We start from the raw sequence: 18,005 nt of genomic DNA, 5'->3' as shown, positions 1-18,005 counted from the left end.
TTAAATATACCAAAACCTTTAATCAATAGCTAATTCTTTTCACACCAAAGCCAAAAGTGATCCTTTATTTGCTTCTACAATAGAGGCTACTTCAGCATTGGTAATAGCAGTAGAAACAAACAAAGTCTCATACTGAGATGGAGCAAGGTAAACACCTTTTTCCAACATTGAATTGAAATAAGAAGAGAATATTTCCAGATTGGATGTTTTTGCTGACTCAAAATCTGTGACGATATTATCTGTGAAAAACAGACTGAACATTGAGCCAACATGGTTGATGGTATAATTCAGGTTCAGTTCTTTCAGGTTCAGTTTTATTCCATTCACAATGGAAGTGGTTGTCTCATTTAATTGAGTATAGACACTCGGATTGTCATTCAAATGGTGTAGCATAACCAACCCTGCGGCCATGGCGACCGGATTACCCGACAATGTCCCGGCCTGATAGACAGGCCCCTGTGGTGAGATAAAATCCATAATCTCTTTTTTTCCTCCATACGCTCCTACCGGCATACCTCCTCCGATAATTTTACCCATTGTAGTCAAATCCGGCATTACGTTATATAATTCCTGAGCACCACCTTTTGCCACTCTAAACCCTGTCATCACTTCATCAAAAATTAAAACGATTCCTTCTTTAGTACAAATCTCCCGAAGTTGCTCCAAAAACTGTGGAGAAGGAAGAACACATCCCATATTTCCAGCAATTGGCTCAATAATCAAGGCAGCTATCTTTCCTTTGTTTTGATCTACAAGTTGTTGCACACTTTCTATGTCATTATAAGTGGCATTCAATGTATCCAAGGCTGTCCCTTTAGTTACCCCGGGACTATCGGGCACTCCCATTGTAGCCGCTCCACTACCAGCTGCGATCAGAAAAGAATCTCCATGTCCATGATAACACCCGATAAACTTAATAATTTTTTCCTTTCCTGTAAATCCTCTCGCCAGCCTGATGGCAGACATAGTAGCTTCAGTGCCGGAATTTACCATACGCACTTTTTCTACTGATGGAACCATCTCTATGATCAATTCAGCAATCTCTACTTCCGCTGCATTGGGTGCGCCAAAAGACAAAGATCTTTTTGCAGCATTTACTACTGCCTCCTCTATAGCCTCATTTCCATGACCAAGAACCATAGGTCCCCAGGAGTTGATCAAATCAACAAACTTATTTCCGTCCTCATCGAACATAAAAGCACCTCTTGCAGACTTGATGAAGACAGGATCTCCCCCTACCGCTCTGAATGCCCGAACAGGAGAATTAACTCCTCCGGGGATGAAATTTTGTGCTTTCGAAAATAATTGTGAGCTATTCTTCTTTGATATCATATTGAGCATTAACTAGTTGCAATTCTGAATTGATAAATTGTGTGATGGGTACTACCTGATTGCTGTTAAATATTTTGTAGTCTATTCCATAAAAAAGTTTCCCAGGAACAAACCCTTCCTGCAATGCTCCTCTCTGGAAATAATGACCATATTTCTTCATCATTTCGCCTGTGTACATCATCACTTCATAGCCCAGCATGCTATTCATAGACGGCATTTCCCTGTATTCTTTCTGATAATCCCTTCTAAACTTAAGAAAAGCAGGACTATTTCTTAACACATAATCGGGACTGATAAAATAAACTCCAAGCCGTTCCATTTGATCGATGGTCAGCATTTCATCTTTAAGCCAATCGTATCTGCCGACGATGGGAATGTTATCACCTCTTATTTCTACTGCACTTATAAATAGTGATGCGTGTAGTGGCTTTGATGAAGCCAGGAAAATATGTCCAATACTGTCTTTCTCGATTACAAAATGTTCTTCATAAAAATAAGCCGAATCGTTTTTTGACTTTGGCATACTCTCCTTGACTATTCGTCCCTCTATTTTACTAATACTATCAGCTTCTTCTTCTGAAAGCTTCTGTTCATAGGTTTCGGTAAGTAGCTCATAAGCAAATTGTACTTTTTCATCATCTATTTTCAAGCTTCCGGCTATCTCAAAATCAGCTTCTTTGATTTTTTTAGCATACAAATCCGCCATAATGGAATCCTTTTCATCATCGAAAAAGATGTAAGTGTTTTTTTTGTTACTCTGAAAAGTGTCGATTGCAAATTCTGCCGCTTTCAATGCCTGCACTTCATGTGTAGGTTTGAATAAAAAAGAATAGGGATTATCACCGGTAATTACGCTATTGGACGAAACCGGGTTGATCATATTGATCTTGTTTTCAAAACAAAAGCTTGAAGTAAGTTTGCTAGGCTCGGGATATAAAGGACCAATAATGAGATCCATGCTTTTCAATTCTTCCTGCCGCAATATATTAGCTGTTGTTCTTTTGTCTCTTTTGGTATCATAAGGAAAAACCTCAATTAGCTTATTTTTCAAGTTCAATTCACCAGTAGCTTGTACAATACCATGATAAAGATCCATTACAAAAGTATTTCTCTCTACCCTTCTTGTATCGTCAAGGCCTTCAAACATAAAAGGCAACAATACCGCTACCCGATAAAAATCTTTTTTTACACTTTCTCCAATCTGAGAAAAACCAAGAAGTGACTGCCCAAAATTAAATTTCTCAGTAAGCTGTTTTATCAAATCAAAATCTCTTTCAAAAAGAGGTTGTTTGTCGATTGCAGCCACCAATGCCATTGCAACATTTTTGTCATCAGAAAATGCCTCGTATATAGATTTAAGAACCAATACATCATCCACTTCAGATAAATAGTGATCTATTACTCCAACACCATCGCTCAGGTTTGATTTTTTTGCATAATACGTTCCCTTTTCCAGGTTTCCCTCTTGAAAGTAAACTTCAGAAAGCCAGTAATATACTTCCTGAATTTTCTTCCATTGCGGATATTTCGATTCCATCTGTAGCCACATGGATCTTGCCAAACCAAAGTCATAGTTCTTATATGCAGCCAGTGCATAATAGAACGACGCATATTCTTTAAAGGCATGAGTAGCATCAGGAATTGCCAGCTTCTCAAATGATTGCATGGCGAAATTGTATTTGCCCTCATTCAGGTATTGTTTCCCTTGCAAGAATGTTTCCTGCTCGTTTTGAGCCTGTACAAACAGAGAAAAGTGAAACAGTACAATGAATAAACAATATATCTTAAATCTGTTTTTCAATACTGGAGTTTAGGTTGCAGGATATAATAAAAGCAGCCAATCACCCAAAGGATGACTGGCTGAAAATTTTAACTTACTACATTCAATTTCATCATGTTGGTCCTGCCAGCCCAATGAAGCGGCATAGAAGCAGTACCAATATAAACATCATCTTTATCAAGAATGCCCTCCTGTTTCAATATAGAAGAAATGTCTTGAAAGGTCTGATCAATTTTATTCATCTTGTCATAATAATAACCTTTCACTCCCCAAACTAGATTCATTGTCCTAAGAATTCTCTTGTTGTCAGTGAAAAGGTAAATAGGTGCCTCTGGCCTGATTTTAGCCAGGCTAAAACCAGTACTTCCGGTTTTGGTCATTCCTACAATCACTTTGGCTCCCACATCATGAGACAACCGACAAGCTGAATTGATGAGCTTATCATTGATCATTGTAGTAGGGCTATCTACATTCCAGTATTTGTTGAATATTACGCTCGCTTTTTTCTCAACAGACAATATGGTATTTGCCATGCATTTCACAGACTCAATCGGATATTTACCAGAGGCCGATTCTGCTGACAGCATCACTGCATCAGCTCCGTCAAGAATGGAATTGGCTACATCATTGATTTCCGCTCTTGTCGGACGCGGGTTGTCAATCATGCTCTCAAGCATCTGAGTAGCTATAATTACCGGTTTCCCAAGGTTATTGCACTTGTTTGTGATCCTCTTTTGAACCATAGGCACATCTTCCATAACAATCTCCACACCCAGATCTCCCCGGGCTACCATGATGGCATCTGTTGCTTCTATGATCCCATCTATCTCCAGAAGTGCTTCCGGTTTTTCTATTTTGGCCACTATTTTAGTATCCCTTTGATGGGCATCAATAATTTTCCTTAAATCAGTGATGTCTTTCGCATTTCTCACAAAGGAAAGTGCCACCCACTCCACATTATGCTTCAATCCAAACTCAAGATCTTCTCTGTCTTTTTCCGTCAATGATGGCGCAGATATTTTTGTATCCGGTAAGTTTATTCCCTTTCTAGACTTCAACACACCACCATATACTACCTCTGTAATTACTTCTTCACCTATAGTATCCAATACTTTGACCTGAATCTTTCCATCATCTATCAAAATAACATCTCCGGGATTTACATCCTGTGGCAGTGACTTATATGTAGTACTTACTTTCTCTTTGGTTCCTAATATTTCTTCTTCGATGGAAATGATCAACTGCTCTCCAGAAACGATCTCTACTCCGTCATTTTCAACCTGGCCAATTCTTATTTTTGGCCCCTGCAAATCCTGAAGAATGCAAATATTCAATCCTCGCTCTTCATTGATTTCATTGATAAGATTAATTATCTTGAGGTGATCTTCATGAGTGCCGTGAGAAAAATTCAATCTAAAAACATCAGCACCAGCTTCAATCAATTGTATCAGTTTTTCTTTGGTATTGCTGGCAGGTCCTACAGTGGCTAGAATTTTAGCTCTTTTATGCATATTTGGTTTGGTTTACAACAAAAAATATTCTTTCTCTTTAATTTTATTCACATCTAACTTCAGTACAGACTGAATTTGATCAACTGATCTAAAAACATTGTAGATATCATTTATGGATGGGTTATTGTTGTCTGATTCTATTTTCAAAATGTAGTCAAACGTTTTAAGGGAAGGTGCAAAAATAACCTGTTCTCCTTCAATTTCCTCTTCCAATTTGTTTTTAATCAAATAGTATCCCGCACTTTCGGTCTGGTAGCCATAGTTGGACACTTTTAGCTCTTTATCATTTTTTATATCGATAAATAAATCTTCTTCCTTCTTTAGTTCTATTCCCAATGAATTATTGATCGCCCATGACAAAGTGTATTCCTTGGCTTTGGATATTATTCCTAACAGGTGAAAATTATAGTCATATTCAGCTTTGAGTTTTATTGTCTTCTTCATCTCTCAGGAAATTTGAGATGCCAAAAGTGAGAACTATTTTATCAAAATCAAATACTGAAGCCAACCTATTTGAAAGAATAATAAAATAGGTCTCCAAACAGTGCATCAGGAAAATCATTGTCCTATTCGGTATTTAAAACTGAACTGTCGCTCTTTGAAAGCCACTGAAAATATCTTTGCCTCCAGTCAACTCATTGAGTGTACCTCTTCCTGCTACATTGTTAACAGATATATCAATCACACCTTTGTGTATAGTAGAGATATAAGCTCCAGTTTGTAGCTGTTCCCACCCTTCCCAGGAAAACTCCAAGCCACCAACAGGTATGATAGAGACCCAGAATTTCCAGGCTTGCGGACGAAAGTTGTTATCCAATATCCACAAATACGAATCTCCAGGGGTAACCCCTCCTGATTCGTAAGTAACCAACAAAGCTTGTTTTGTTCCCTCCAATTTCACTATTTTACGAGAAACTCCGGGATCAAATACTTTTGAAACCGGATTGAGCCAAAAAGAATCGTTAATCCATAACCGCCATGCTTTTTCGCATAACTCAGCTTTCCTAAGTTCTGATAGTGAGTGTGAATTGTTCAATACTACTCCCCTCCTGTTATTGATATCAATTTGAACGAGATTTCCTTCAAATTCAACCTGAGCAAAATGCCTCTTACGATCCCAAAGGTGCTTGTTGATTCCTTTTCGGCTTGAAAATTCCCATTGTACTGCTCCTGTATTTTGCCATGCATCATCAGAAATAGATTCCAGCATTTTTTTAGCCAATAAGTCGGCTTCTTCTCCGGAATTCCCTTCAGGAAGTGGCTCATCCACTATTTTATAAACCAAGAAAACAGTTCCTGTTAGAATAACCAGAGGTAAAATGAAATATTTAAATACTTTCATTTACCCAAATTACGTACAAAGTATCTGTCTGCCAAATGGATTAGTCGGCAGACGATAAAATGGTATGAGTGTTAAACTGGTCGTCGCAAAGATGGAAATCAACTGGCTGACCATCAAATACTCTTAATGAGATAAAAAGTGCTTGCAGTTTAAATGCATTTTTGATTTCTTCATCCATCTCTTTGGCTGTAATAGCTCTCAACTCATACACGGGTTTTTCAGCAGCAGAATTATAAATAATTTGCATGGATACTTTGTTATCATCATTAAAAAAACCTGCTTCCACCAAAAAGTTCCCTAAGCTGTCAGCCTGAGCCTTAGTCACTGGCTTGATGTAGTACAAATCCCCTTTCTTGAAACTTCTTTTATAACCATGCTCATTGCCCATTAGTTTTCTAATTGCGAAATCCCCAAAACTCTCACCTTCTATATCTCCTTCAGATTCTTCCTCACTAGCTTTTTCAGCCATTTTTCCGGCATTCAGTTGCCTTTCTTCAAAAGGAGTATTGTTATATGAAATATTTTCCACCATAGAAGAAACCGCAGGTGGAATAGTGTCAATTTTTGTTTTGTCCAAAACAAGCTTTTTTAAGTTCGTAAGCCCGGTAATCCAATCAGGAATTTCTTCTATTGGGTTAGAAGATAAATCCAACTCTTCCAACAAGGGCATAGCAAGAATTGTTTTGTCAATATTTTTTATCTTATTGCTCCTCAAACTAAGTTTTTTCAAGTCTTTAAAATCCTTCAATAACTCTGGTACTTTATCATATCCTTTTGATATTAAGCTAAGTTCTTCAACTCCTTCAGGGTTTTTAAGAGCCTCTTCTGTTTTTTTATTTCCGAGCACACCCACTGTAACAAAACAAATAAAAGAAGGCAGGAAAAAGAAAAGAAGCACCTTACCCCTGCCAGGACTCCCGGTTTTAATCACTGCAGAAGGTTTAAACATTCCGATGATAAAGGCAATAAACAAAACCAATGATACAACCAGTAGTATATTTTCCATAATTTTCACTTATTAATCTATACTACAAGTTTATGCGTTTATCAAACTGAAAAACATACCACCGAGACGGTATATTCGAAAACTTTGTTAATGATGGCTTTTTTGCTGAATTATTAATACTTTCGCAAATAATCGTCAAAATTTCCAATTATCATTCATTTGATCACCAAATTTGCATTGCAACTGCAAAAGGGTATATACCTTGAATTTGGAAATAGAGAGAATGTAAATGGTTGGCTGATACCACGCTTTCTTATTGTCTAAATAATATAAGAATGTGATCTCTAAACCTTATTTTTGTCTCTCAAATAAAAAGATATAAAAAATGGATAATAAAAAATTTCTTCCTTTTCTGGTAATAATAGTAGTAGGTTTATTTATAATAATAAGTTTATCCTCAAGCCTGTTTTACACTCTCGGACCATCTGAAAGAGGAGTAATGTTTTACAAATTTGGATCGGGGCTTGACAAGGAAAACATAATGGGGCCGGGCTTCCACACCAAAGCTCCCTGGAATACCATTTACACATTTGATGTATCCGAAAATAAAGTAGAAGAGGCCATGGATGTCTTAGACAAAAGCGGGCTTTCTATAAGTGTAGATGTATCTGTCCGATTCAGTCCTATACCAAGCAGAATAGGTTACATTCAAGAAACCTTCCAACAAGATTACATCAACAGATTGGTAATACCAGAAGTAAGATCATCGGTAAGACAGGTAATGGGTCGATTCACAGCTGAGGAGATTTATTCTACGAAAAGGTCTGAAGTTGAAACTGCAATAAAAAGTGAAACGGAAGCTGTATTAGGAAACAAGAACAACAATGTACAAATGAAAGCATTGTTGATAAGATCTATCAACTTGCCTGCTCAAATCAAACAAGCGATTGAAAACAAACTGCAGCAAGAACAAGAAGCTCTGGCATATCAGTTTAGACTAGACAAAGAAAAAAGTGAAGCGGAAAGAAAAAGAATAGCTGCTGAAGGAGAAGCAGCTGCAAATAAGATCATCAACAACAGTTTAACACCAGAACTACTTAAAATGAGAGGTATTGAAGCTACTACAGAGCTATCTCAATCACCAAATAGCAAAGTGATCGTAATTGGAAGTGGTAAAGATGGTCTTCCTTTGATTTTAGGAAACAATTAAACCCAAATTGATTATATTCGAAAGGATTTTTTATTTATTGATAACTAGAGAAATATGTCAGGAAAAGCAGAAATTAAATTAGACGGAAATTCTTATGAACTTCCGGTTGTGGAAGGTACTGAAAATGAAAAAGCAGTAGATATCGGCCAGTTACGAGCTCAATCGGGCCTTATCACAATAGATCCGGGTTATAAAAACACTGGTGCTACCAAAAGTGCCATCACTTTTCTTGACGGTGAAAAAGGTATTTTGAGATATAGAGGATACCCTATCGAAGAACTTGCTGACAAATCATCTTTTCTTGAAGTATCATATTTATTGATTTTCGGTGAACTTCCAACAGCCGCTGAATTAGAAAGTTTTCAGCATGAGATCACCAACCATACATTAATTCACGAAGATTTTCATAAAATATTAGATGGGTTTCCATCTTCTGCCCATCCTATGGGTGTATTGTCGTCTATGGTAACTGCAATGACAGCTTTTTATCCACTAAGCCTTGATCCAAACAGGTCTTGGGATGAAGTGAAAATGAGCATTATTCGTATCATTGCCAAATTACCGACCTTTGCAGCCTGGGCTTATAAAAACAAAATTGGACAGCCTGTAGTTTATCCTAAAAACAATCTGGACTACTGTAGCAACTTCTTACACCTGATGTTTGGGTTGCCCTCTACCGATCATGTGATCGATCCTGTTGTAGCCAATGCCCTTGACAAGCTATTGATTTTACATGCTGATCATGAACAAAACTGCTCTACATCTACCGTTAGGATCGTTGGTTCGTCTCAGGCAAGTTTATATGCTTCTCTTTCTGCTGGTATCAATGCACTTTGGGGACCTCTTCATGGTGGAGCAAATTCGGCTGTGATTGAAATGCTGGAAGCCATAAAAGAAGATGGGGGTGATATAAACAAGTGGATGAATAAGGCTAAAGACAAAGACGATCCTTTCAGGTTGATGGGATTTGGACACAGAGTATATAAAAACTTTGACCCAAGAGCCAGAATCATCAAAAAAGCCGCTGACGAAGTATTAGAGTCTCTTGGAGTAGTTGATCCGGTCTTGGACATAGCAAAAGGGCTTGAAGAGGTTGCCTTAAATGATCCATACTTTGTGGAAAGAAAATTATATCCGAACGTAGATTTCTATTCAGGTATCATATACAGAGCATTGGGAATTCCTACGGACATGTTCACCGTGATGTTTGCTATTGGCAGGCTTCCGGGTTGGATTGCTCAATGGAAAGAAATGAGAGAAAACAAAGAGCCAATCGGACGGCCAAGACAGGTTTATACTGGTGCAAACCAAAGACCTTACGTCGATATCAATAAAAGGTAAATTAAAAATCGCCTTATTATAAAAAGGGCTGTTTGAAAAAACAGCCCTTTTTATTTGCCCATTGTCTGGAGCATTATGATTGCGCAATCTGTTTCGAATCAGAGCCTCTTTGGTTTCGTAGCATCTTTTATTGGTTACACAATTCATAGACGTTTCATTTCGAGGTTTTCTAATTCAAGCTGGTAATCATATTGCAGGTCTTCATGCAAAGTAGAGAGTGCCGCCTTTATATTCTTGATTTGCATGTCAAACATATTGGTCAACACCCTGCTTTGATACAACGGAATGCCCGAATCTTTGAGAATAGTACAAAAATACATCAACACCTCCACGGCAGTTTGCTTGTTTCCCGAATATCTAATGAACTTGTTGGCTGACCGCAATACCTTTCTCAGGGTCTTTTTGGCCAAATAAGTATTCCGAGTATTGATGCTTTCCATCTGTTCATCCATGTCTCTTTTGACAGACTCAATATACCCTTGCTCGTCATGTGCTTCAAACAACAGATAGGTGAGCAATTCCTTGTTGTCTTTTTTGTATTTCCCGAGTCTCAGACACAGTTCCAACAAATCATCCTTTTCCAGGGTTTTTAGTTCATTTTTTAGTTGATGAATGGTGGAAGCTTTCATAGGTCAAAGATAGCCATCGCACCATTCTTATCTATGGAGTTCGTAGTAGTTTAAAGGAATAATCGATTGTAAATAATGAATTTCATCAATAGGAGCTGGAATTTTTATTGCTACCAATGCTTTGTTTAATTGATCCAGTGTCCTAATGCCCACTACAGCCGAAGAAACTGCTGTAGGGTTTAGGACAAATTGCAGGGCTATCTGCTCTGCATATTTTTCATTCTTAATTGATTCCAATATCGCTTTTTTAACATTTTGAACTTCGCTTTCACTGTAGTTCAAATATTGAATAGCAGGCTTATCTACCAAAATCCCCTTGGCTAATCCTCCCCTCGCCAATACTCCAATGTTATTTTCTTCAAGCAACTTGAAACAGCTTTCTTCCGGACGCCTGTCCAACATACTGTATTGCATCATCACACTGGCAATATTTGATTTTGACACATACTGCCTAATCACATTCGGACGTATGGAAGAAATACCATAATACCTGATTTTTCCTTGTTCCACCAATTTTTCAAAAGCTTCAATTACTTCATCAATTGGATCATCAATCGTACCGCCATGAAGCTGATACAAATCAATGTAATCGGTCTGCAATCGGCTCAAACTATTTTCTACTGCTTTCAGTATATACTCTTTTCTGGGATTCCAATCCCAGCCACTTCTATCTGCTTTCCATTGATTGCCTACTTTGCTGCCTATTAGTATTTGCTGCCTTCTATTTTTCAATGCGGCTCCAACCAATTTCTCATTTTCGCCTTTGTCATACAGGTCTGCAGTATCAAAATAGTTGATGCCATTATCAACAGCTTTGTTTAGTATTCTTTGGTTGTCCTTTTCCCCAACCTTTAATGACATACAACCAAAGCTGATCTCACTAATGCTCAATTCGGATTTTCCCAGGTTTCTGTAATTCATTGTCATTTTCTTTTAAGTCTAACAATGGTAAAGCAAATTATTATTTTATAAAAAACAATTAAGAAACCTTTTGGTTGCATTATTGTTTTTGTTTAATATTGCAACCATAAAGTTGCGAAACATCAAACTAAATATTAAAACAATGAAAGACGTTATTAAAAAAGTTCACCAGTATTCACAAAACATTTCAGATGTATGGAAGGCTATCTCTGAAGCTGAGGAAATCTCCTCATGGTTTATCAAAGCCGATTTTAAAGCTAAGGTCGGATATGAGTACACCTTCACACACGAAAACACCGTCATTAATGGGAAAGTATTGAAAGCTGATCCGGTATATACTTTGGCATATACATGGATTGTGGGAGATACAGCAGTTGAAACTATAGTTACCTGGACTTTACAAGAAAATGAACATGGTACCCTGTTAACGTTAGAGCATTCGGGAATCAGCAACTACCCTAATAAACAAATGGCTACCACGATGTTTGAAAGTTTCTCTGGCGGGTGGAGCAGTTGCATATCAAATCTGGAAAAGTTTTTAAAAGAAAAAAAACATGTCTAACAAGCTAAATAACATATTTAAGGCAATAGCAGATCCCACCAGAAGAGAAATTTTCAATGTACTGATTGTTGCCACTACGGCTTTGTCTATAACACAAATCTCAGAACATTTTGACATAACCAGGCAAGGGGTAACCAAGCATATTAAATTATTGAAAGCGGCAGGACTAATAGAAACGAACCATAAGGGACGCGAACATTATTGCTCTGCCAACCCGGAACCACTAAAAGAAATTCGAGATTGGATCACCTTTTACGAGAAATTCTGGGAAAACAAACTCAATAAACTTGGGGATTTTCTTGACAAAAAATCACAATCGAATGCATAATATATTCTATCATTAAACAATGAAATCATGACAAAAACGCTAAGAATTCACTTACCCTTACTTGTAACTTGCATGCTATTTGGAGACATAGCATATTCAGGTAGCATCTCCACCGATGATCGAACCAAAGCAATCAATTATTTAAATGAAACCAATGATTTATTACTCCAAACGGTAAAAAACCTAACAATGGAGCAATTGAACTACAAAACCTCTGAAGATTCATGGTCAATTGCACAATGTGTTGAACATATCGCCATCTCCGAGGAAATAATATTTTCCATGGCTCGAGGAACTCTAAAGGAAAAATCTGATAAAGAAGTAAAGGCTCAATTTTCCGATGACCAGTTGATACAAATGATAGCGGACAGAAGTAAAAAAGTAAAAACTCAAGAAGTATTCGAGCCTTCTAACAAATTTAATTCCTACAAAGGATCTTTGAAAGCTTTTAAAACTAGTAGAAAAACAAGTATAAATTATCTAAAAAACACTCAAGATGACCTTAGAAACCATTTCTTTCAATTTCCTTTCGGAACTGCTGATGCTTATCAGGTGATACTTTTTATGTCAAGCCATACAAAAAGGCACGTTTTACAAATTGAAGAAATAATCAATAGTACAGGATTTCCGAAATAACTGATTTGATCATTTTAAAAAAACAGGTGGTGAACAAATCCCTGTTCACCACCTAATCATTCTTTCCGACTAAATATTGTCATTAACCACTTTATTTCAATTGTAATTTCTCCACTTTACAAAAAATAACTATTTTCGTTTTAGGGAAAAATAAGGAAAAGAAATACTATGTCAGAGGAAAAACTGGAAATTTGCAGCTTGTATGATGAAGACCATTATGCAAGTATTATACAACGAATTGCATCATTATCGTCGGATACTCAACCGGAATGGGGTAAAATGACTGTAGCCCAAATGCTGGCACATTGTGCTGAAATAGTAGAAGTAACCCATGGAAAACCACTACTCAATACCCCTTTCTATATCAAAATCATTAAGGGTGTTATTCGCAAACTGGTGGTAGATAACAATCCTTATCCTAAAAACACCAAAACCCATCCTCAATACAAACAGACTGAAGAAAAGGATTTTCAAACTGAAAAGAAACGACTACTCAACATCATGGACGAGTTTGTAAATGATCCCAAAGAAGAAGCTGCTAAAAAAGAGCACCCACTTTTTGGCCCGATGACAGAAGAAGAAAAAGGATGGTCCATGTACAAACACATTGACTATCATTTGAATCAATTTGGGGTATAAATTCTGAACAATTCAATAAGCATATTAGGATGTGGCTGGCTGGGATTACCACTGGCCATCGGGTTAACTAAAGAAGGAAAATCAGTAAATGGTTCTACTACTTCTTTGGGCAAATTAGATTTACTGAAAATAAATCATATAAACCCATTTTTAATTGACTTAAGAAATGAGGATTCTGTTTCCAAACTAAGTGATTTTTTAAAAAGTGACATTTTAATCATTGCCATTCCTCCCAGAGTAAAAGTTCAAAATGACTACCAGAACCAAATAACCAAGCTCATCCCTTTTGTTGAAAGGTCTTCTGTTGAAAAAGTAATACTCATCAGTTCCACTTCAGTATATCCCAATGCCAATAGTGAAGTGTCAGAAGAGTTTCAGGGAATACCGGATTCTGCTTCCGGCAAAGTGCTTCTTGAGGTAGAAAATTTGCTATTTCACAACCATAAATTTGACACTACCATCCTTCGAATGGCTGGTTTGTATGGATATGATCGCAAGCCAGGAAGGTTCTTAGCCGGAAAGAAAGGACTTGATAACCATAATGGAGCCGTGAATTTGATACATCAGGATGATTGCATAGCAATTATCAACAAAATTATTGAAAAAGGTATCTGGAATGAAGTATTCAACTGCTGCTCGGACAAGCACCCGGGTAGAAAAGAATTTTATACCAAAGCTGCCCTAACCCTTGGCCTGGAACCACCTGAGTTTCTTGATAATTCACTGACCTCACATAAAATAATTTCTAACAACAAACTCAAAAAAATATTAGGCTACCAATTTAAGTATCCTGATCCTATGGAATTGGTTTAAATATTTTAATTTTAACAAAAGCCTATTTCTATGCAAAGCAAAGCCACCACCATACAGCAATATTTAAATGAGTTGCCGGAAGATAGAAAACCACAGATTGAAAAGGTACGTGAAGTCATACTCAATCATTTACCGGAAGGATATGAAGAAGTGATGAACTGGGGCATGATATGCTACGAGGTTCCTTTGGCAATATGCCCGGATACTTACAATAAAAAACCTCTCATGTATGCTGCATTAGCATCACAAAAAAATCACATGGCTGTTTACCTTAGTGGAGTGTATGCCAGTGAAGAATTGAAAAAACAATTCATGGAAGATTATCTGGCTTCAGGAAAAAAGCCAGATATGGGTAAAAGCTGTATTCGATTTAGAAAAATTGAAAACCTGCCGCTGGAAGTTATTGGTAATGCTATTGCCTCATTCCAATTATCAGAGTTTGTAGAAATGTATCAAAAAGAACGAAATACCAAAGGACAGTGCTAACCGATTTTCTTTTACAATAAAACCTTACTCCTGTCAATCGTACTTTCTCTGTAGGTTGGCCTCACTCTGGCATCAAACTTATAGAAAAATCAGAAAAAAGAATTGCTCTCTTTAGTGGCTTCTTCTGCCATCAGGTTTGCATCTTCCTTACCAAGGTAACTGTCAATGATATTATGGGCAAAATAAATAAGAGGTGTCAGAACAATGGCTACTACAAATTTGTAGATGTAATTGATCACCCCTACAGCAGCAACCTGAGACAAAGACCAATTACCAAAAATGTAAAAAGCAATACCCAATACTACGAAACTGTCCACAAACTGTGACACCAGAGTAGATCCGGTTGCCCTCAACCAAATCATTTTAGATCCTGTATATTTTCTGAGTTTTTGAAATATGAATACGTCCAGTAGTTGTCCGATTAAAAACGCTGTAAGCGAACCTATAATGATCCCCAGTCCCTGCCGAAAAATCTTTTTAAAAGCAAAATCTATGTTGAAAGTTCCGCCACTACCATCAGTATTGTTGATGTCCAACCAAAAAACAGCGGGTGGTAGGATGGTGATGATGTAAATGACAACAAAAGAAAATGCTATCAGCCCTGCTGTCAAATAACTAATTTTCTTTACTCCCTTTTTTCCAAAATATTCATTAATAATATCGGTAGTGATGAACACCACAGGCCATAATATTACTCCGGCTGTCAGGTTAAAGTCAAGCACAAACTCTCCAAAGAGTTTGATTTGAGCAGGCGACAACCCAACGGTTTTTTCTGCCGAAAAAATCTTAACCCCAACAATCTCTGCAAGCAATGCATTGGTGATAAATATTCCTGCCAATACCAGGAAAAGGTTATTCTTTTTAGATTGTAAAGTGGCTTCCGTTTGATTCACAATTGATTAATTCGTTGACTGCCCGTGGCAAACGCATTTTAAAAATCCCGGCTATCCCCTGACCAGTTCAGGGGTCTCTTAGGATTGATTGTATCCTTAAAAGATACCGCAACTTGTGCGGTAAGCAGGATTTATTTTTAAATGCGATTGCCACTTTAGACTGTCTTACAATAATATCAACAGAAAACTAAATCTTTATGATTGGCGCAATATTTTTTCAATACAAACATGGAAAAGCAATCTCAAACCTCACCTATCTCAAAGGTCTTACCTTCTATAGCCAACTCAGCATTGAGAAAGACTTCTCTGGTTTCCTCGATCATGGGTTCCAGATCTTTGTATCGAGTAGAAAAATGCCCAATGATCAACTGACCTGCATTAGCAAAATTTGCAATTTTTCCTGCCTGTTTGGTTGTGGAGTGAAAAGTCATCTCTGCCCTATCTGTCATGTCTTCCATAAAAGTGGTTTCGTGATAGAGCAGGCTGACATTTTTTATTTGAGGAACTATGAGCTCATTGTATTTAGTGTCAGAGCAATAGGCATAAGAATAAGCAGGGTGCGGCTCAAAAGTCATCTCTTCATTGCTCGAAATGACTTTTCCATCATCATCCAACAAATCTTCACCATTTTTCAAACCAATAATCTGCAGAGGTGTCAGGTTCTCATTGATTTTAGACTTGTCAATTCTCCTTTTCTTAGGTTTCTCTTTAAATAAAAAACCGGAACAATTGACCCTGTGATCCAGTGGTATGGTATGAACTGTTAGATTGTCATTTTCATAGATCAACTCAGACAGATTAGGAGTCCATTCTTTAAAATTGACTTTATAGTTGAGAGAAGTATCAGAATATTTCAACTGAATAGAAATAATTTCCAATAACCCGGGTGGCCCATAGATATTCAAATCTTTCTTTCGGCCATATAAATGCATGGAAGAGATCAAACCCATAAGCCCATAATAATGATCGCCATGCAGGTGGCTTATCATTATGTGATTGATTCTATTTGCTTTTATATTGTATTTTTTGAGTTGAAGTTGGGTTCCCTCACCACAATCAATTAAAAAAGCGTGATGCATTATTGCCAAAAACTGTGCAGTCTGGTTGCGTTGATGAGCAGGAACAGCTGCATTTGAACCCAATATTGTAAGGGAAATTGGCAAAATAAAATTTTAAAATAAGGGTTGATTACTCATTTTCACCCAGCAGGTCAGTTTCTATTTCCAATAGAAAAACAGCATCAACGGCTTCTTCAACAGTCGGCAGTATATTGAGTACCTTGTCAAGCTGTGAGATTTTAATAAGTTTCATTGCATGATCGGATACACAAGCCAGTATAAACGTCCCTTTGTTTTCTGTAAACACTCTGTTGCCAACCAGTAACGAACTTAATCCGGATGAATCTATGTACTTTACTTCAGTAAGGTCAACAATCATATTTTGAATTCCCTGTTGCTGAATGGCCTGTAGTTCTGATTTAAGTTCAGGAGAGACTGTAGAGTCAAGCTTTTCATTCTCTACTTTTAATATGTTGTATTTTTCTTGTCTGTCTATTGTATATTTCATCTGTTACTATTTATTTAAAATAATCAAATCAGGCCTTTAATCTACTAAACTTACAACCTCATTCGGCTGAATCAAAATTAATCAATTTTATAAAGACTTTGTTTTTTGCTGAATACGAAGGCATTGTTATCCTAACGCATTTAAAATATTTTGTTCCATTCTTTTAAGAACATCTTCGGTGGTATCTTTTACAAAAGTCTCACCTGTGATCTGCTCGTATAACTCAATGTAGCGTTCAGAGATAGAAGTTACCATGTTTTCATCCATTTCCGGCACTACCTGGCCTTCTTTTCCCTGAAATCCCTGCGAGATCAACCATTGTCGAACAAATTCCTTGGAAAGCTGACGCTGTGGACTATTGCTATCCTGAAGTTCCTGATAGGTGTTCTTATAAAAATATCTCGAAGAGTCCGGCGTATGCACTTCATCTATCAAAATTACTTTCCCCTCGAAAAGGCCAAACTCATATTTTGTATCTACCAAAATCAATCCTTGCTCAGCAGCTATTTCTGTACCTCTTTTGAATAGTTTTCTTGTATAATCTTCCAGTTGAACATACAATGACTCCTCTACAATACCTTGTGACAGGATTTCTTCTCTTGAAATATCTTCGTCATGACCTTCCACTGCTTTAGTAGATGGTGTGATAATGGGCTCTGGAAGCTTGTCATTTTCTTTTAACCCTTCGGGTAAGCTTACGCCGCACAATGTCCTTTTTCCTGCTTTATACTCTCTGGCTGCATGACCTGCCAGATAGCCACGTATTACCATTTCTACCGGAAACGGCTTACAGGCTTTGCCTATCGTTACATTTGGATCAGGTATGGACTCTACCCAATTGGGTACAATATATTTTGTATTATCAAGAAATTTTGCAGCAATCTGGTTCAGCACCTGGCCTTTATATGGAATCGGTTCTGGCAGGATTACATCAAACGCAGAAATCCTGTCACTGGCAACCATCACCAGTTTGTCTCCTACGGTATATACGTCTCTTACTTTTCCTCCGTACTTGTTGGTTTGACCCGGGAAATGAAAATCGGTAGATTTAATGGCTTTTTTCATATCTC

The 18,005-nt window shown here is 37.3% G+C and carries 20 protein-coding genes; 8 read left to right on the top strand and 12 right to left on the bottom strand.

The genetic code is table 11. From position 1 onward, the window contains the following. Positions 1–39: 39 nt before the first annotated feature. The 6 genes from hemL to AAOP42_RS15265 all read right to left on the bottom strand — a co-directional run bounded on the left by hemL (position 40) and on the right by AAOP42_RS15265 (position 6,971). A complete protein-coding gene (gene hemL, locus AAOP42_RS15290) occupies positions 40–1,332 on the bottom strand; it encodes a glutamate-1-semialdehyde 2,1-aminomutase (RefSeq protein WP_349529413.1) in 1,293 nt (430 codons plus the stop codon). Beyond that, the gene (locus tag AAOP42_RS15285; protein ID WP_349529412.1) at positions 1,313–3,133 is read right to left on the bottom strand and encodes an ABC transporter substrate-binding protein; all 1,821 of its coding nucleotides are present in this window, start codon (positions 3,131–3,133) and stop codon (positions 1,313–1,315) included. Before AAOP42_RS15285 ends, hemL begins: the two co-directional genes overlap by 20 nt. A gap of 68 nt (positions 3,134–3,201) precedes the next feature. Continuing rightward, positions 3,202–4,623: a pyruvate kinase gene (gene pyk / locus AAOP42_RS15280; RefSeq protein ID WP_349529411.1), complete on the bottom strand. Its 1,422-nt coding sequence runs from the start codon at positions 4,621–4,623 to the stop codon at positions 3,202–3,204. A 12-nt stretch (positions 4,624–4,635) separates the two neighbouring features. Continuing rightward, entirely contained in the window at positions 4,636–5,067 is a 432-nt protein-coding gene (locus AAOP42_RS15275) for an IPExxxVDY family protein (protein ID WP_349529410.1), read from the bottom strand. A 133-nt stretch (positions 5,068–5,200) separates the two neighbouring features. Then, on the bottom strand, positions 5,201–5,965 hold the full coding sequence (locus tag AAOP42_RS15270; RefSeq protein ID WP_349529409.1) for a hypothetical protein: 765 nt from the start codon (positions 5,963–5,965) through the stop codon (positions 5,201–5,203). 40 nt (positions 5,966–6,005) lie between these two features. Continuing rightward, positions 6,006–6,971, bottom strand: coding sequence for a leucine-rich repeat domain-containing protein (locus tag AAOP42_RS15265; protein WP_349529408.1), 966 nt, complete (start codon positions 6,969–6,971; stop codon positions 6,006–6,008). Positions 6,972–7,296: 325 nt separating this feature from the next. On the opposite strand from AAOP42_RS15265, the gene AAOP42_RS15260 reads away from it, so the two are divergent. Further along, positions 7,297–8,121, top strand: coding sequence for a prohibitin family protein (locus AAOP42_RS15260; protein WP_349529407.1), 825 nt, complete (start codon positions 7,297–7,299; stop codon positions 8,119–8,121). Between the two features lie 54 nt (positions 8,122–8,175). Next, on the top strand, positions 8,176–9,462 hold the full coding sequence (locus AAOP42_RS15255; RefSeq protein WP_349529406.1) for a citrate synthase: 1,287 nt from the start codon (positions 8,176–8,178) through the stop codon (positions 9,460–9,462). 143 nt (positions 9,463–9,605) lie between these two features. On the opposite strand, the gene AAOP42_RS15250 is transcribed toward AAOP42_RS15255, so the two are convergent. Continuing rightward, on the bottom strand, positions 9,606–10,091 hold the full coding sequence (locus AAOP42_RS15250) for a hypothetical protein (RefSeq protein ID WP_349529405.1): 486 nt from the start codon (positions 10,089–10,091) through the stop codon (positions 9,606–9,608). A gap of 27 nt (positions 10,092–10,118) precedes the next feature. After that, positions 10,119–11,012 carry an aldo/keto reductase gene (locus AAOP42_RS15245; protein ID WP_349529404.1) on the bottom strand — a complete coding sequence of 298 codons (894 nt, stop codon included), beginning with the start codon at positions 11,010–11,012 and terminating at the stop codon, positions 10,119–10,121. Between the two features lie 142 nt (positions 11,013–11,154). Here AAOP42_RS15245 and AAOP42_RS15240 point away from each other — a divergent pair, with 142 nt between their 5' ends. The 6 genes from AAOP42_RS15240 (at position 11,155) to AAOP42_RS15215 (ending at position 14,476) form a co-directional block, all read left to right on the top strand. After that, positions 11,155–11,574: an SRPBCC family protein gene (locus tag AAOP42_RS15240; protein ID WP_349529403.1), complete on the top strand. Its 420-nt coding sequence runs from the start codon at positions 11,155–11,157 to the stop codon at positions 11,572–11,574. Beyond that, positions 11,567–11,902, top strand: coding sequence for an ArsR/SmtB family transcription factor (locus AAOP42_RS15235; RefSeq protein ID WP_349529402.1), 336 nt, complete (start codon positions 11,567–11,569; stop codon positions 11,900–11,902). The genes AAOP42_RS15240 and AAOP42_RS15235 overlap by 8 nt, the downstream gene beginning before the upstream one ends. Before the next feature lie 27 nt (positions 11,903–11,929). After that, positions 11,930–12,538, top strand: a complete 609-nt coding sequence (locus AAOP42_RS15230; RefSeq protein WP_349529401.1) for a DinB family protein — start codon at positions 11,930–11,932, stop codon at positions 12,536–12,538. Between the two features lie 168 nt (positions 12,539–12,706). After that, positions 12,707–13,177 carry a DUF1569 domain-containing protein gene (locus AAOP42_RS15225; RefSeq protein WP_349529400.1) on the top strand — a complete coding sequence of 157 codons (471 nt, stop codon included), beginning with the start codon at positions 12,707–12,709 and terminating at the stop codon, positions 13,175–13,177. A gap of 105 nt (positions 13,178–13,282) precedes the next feature. Further along, positions 13,283–13,990, top strand: coding sequence for a Rossmann-fold NAD(P)-binding domain-containing protein (locus tag AAOP42_RS15220; protein WP_349529399.1), 708 nt, complete (start codon positions 13,283–13,285; stop codon positions 13,988–13,990). Positions 13,991–14,020: 30 nt separating this feature from the next. Continuing rightward, entirely contained in the window at positions 14,021–14,476 is a 456-nt protein-coding gene (locus AAOP42_RS15215; RefSeq protein ID WP_349529398.1) for a DUF1801 domain-containing protein, read from the top strand. A gap of 89 nt (positions 14,477–14,565) precedes the next feature. Here the strand turns inward: AAOP42_RS15215 and AAOP42_RS15210 are convergent, their stop codons facing one another. From AAOP42_RS15210 to AAOP42_RS15195, 4 genes are all read right to left on the bottom strand, one after another. Continuing rightward, entirely contained in the window at positions 14,566–15,369 is an 804-nt protein-coding gene (locus tag AAOP42_RS15210) for a queuosine precursor transporter (RefSeq protein WP_502947667.1), read from the bottom strand. Positions 15,370–15,611: 242 nt separating this feature from the next. After that, positions 15,612–16,532 carry a ribonuclease Z gene (locus tag AAOP42_RS15205; protein ID WP_349529397.1) on the bottom strand — a complete coding sequence of 307 codons (921 nt, stop codon included), beginning with the start codon at positions 16,530–16,532 and terminating at the stop codon, positions 15,612–15,614. Between the two features lie 25 nt (positions 16,533–16,557). Further along, positions 16,558–16,935: an STAS domain-containing protein gene (locus tag AAOP42_RS15200; RefSeq protein WP_349529396.1), complete on the bottom strand. Its 378-nt coding sequence runs from the start codon at positions 16,933–16,935 to the stop codon at positions 16,558–16,560. A 126-nt stretch (positions 16,936–17,061) separates the two neighbouring features. Further along, positions 17,062–18,000 (bottom strand): phosphoribosylaminoimidazolesuccinocarboxamide synthase, encoded by a 939-nt coding sequence (locus tag AAOP42_RS15195; protein ID WP_349529395.1) that lies wholly within the window; start codon positions 17,998–18,000, stop codon positions 17,062–17,064. Positions 18,001–18,005: the final 5 nt, after the last annotated feature.

This window comes from Reichenbachiella sp. MALMAid0571, from assembly GCF_040151475.1.
Lineage (GTDB): Bacteria > Bacteroidota > Bacteroidia > Cytophagales > Cyclobacteriaceae > CAXBNB01.
The sequence above is the reverse complement of the archived record's forward strand: the minus strand, read 5'-3'. Positions and strand labels throughout refer to the sequence as shown.

Coding starts and splice junctions, on each gene's coding strand:
- AAOP42_RS15245 (WP_349529404.1), bottom strand. CDS start 11,012: ATGAATTACAGAAACCTGGGAAAATCCGAATTGAGCATTAGTGAGATC.
- AAOP42_RS15200 (WP_349529396.1), bottom strand. CDS start 16,935: ATGAAATATACAATAGACAGACAAGAAAAATACAACATATTAAAAGTA.
- AAOP42_RS15260 (WP_349529407.1), top strand. CDS start 7,297: ATGGATAATAAAAAATTTCTTCCTTTTCTGGTAATAATAGTAGTAGGT.
- AAOP42_RS15265 (WP_349529408.1), bottom strand. CDS start 6,971: ATGGAAAATATACTACTGGTTGTATCATTGGTTTTGTTTATTGCCTTT.
- pyk (WP_349529411.1), bottom strand. CDS start 4,623: ATGCATAAAAGAGCTAAAATTCTAGCCACTGTAGGACCTGCCAGCAAT.
- AAOP42_RS15195 (WP_349529395.1), bottom strand. CDS start 18,000: ATGAAAAAAGCCATTAAATCTACCGATTTTCATTTCCCGGGTCAAACC.
- hemL (WP_349529413.1), bottom strand. CDS start 1,332: ATGATATCAAAGAAGAATAGCTCACAATTATTTTCGAAAGCACAAAAT.
- AAOP42_RS15215 (WP_349529398.1), top strand. CDS start 14,021: ATGCAAAGCAAAGCCACCACCATACAGCAATATTTAAATGAGTTGCCG.
- AAOP42_RS15230 (WP_349529401.1), top strand. CDS start 11,930: ATGACAAAAACGCTAAGAATTCACTTACCCTTACTTGTAACTTGCATG.
- AAOP42_RS15235 (WP_349529402.1), top strand. CDS start 11,567: ATGTCTAACAAGCTAAATAACATATTTAAGGCAATAGCAGATCCCACC.
- AAOP42_RS15255 (WP_349529406.1), top strand. CDS start 8,176: ATGTCAGGAAAAGCAGAAATTAAATTAGACGGAAATTCTTATGAACTT.
- AAOP42_RS15240 (WP_349529403.1), top strand. CDS start 11,155: ATGAAAGACGTTATTAAAAAAGTTCACCAGTATTCACAAAACATTTCA.
- AAOP42_RS15275 (WP_349529410.1), bottom strand. CDS start 5,067: ATGAAGAAGACAATAAAACTCAAAGCTGAATATGACTATAATTTTCAC.
- AAOP42_RS15225 (WP_349529400.1), top strand. CDS start 12,707: ATGTCAGAGGAAAAACTGGAAATTTGCAGCTTGTATGATGAAGACCAT.
- AAOP42_RS15250 (WP_349529405.1), bottom strand. CDS start 10,091: ATGAAAGCTTCCACCATTCATCAACTAAAAAATGAACTAAAAACCCTG.
- AAOP42_RS15270 (WP_349529409.1), bottom strand. CDS start 5,965: ATGAAAGTATTTAAATATTTCATTTTACCTCTGGTTATTCTAACAGGA.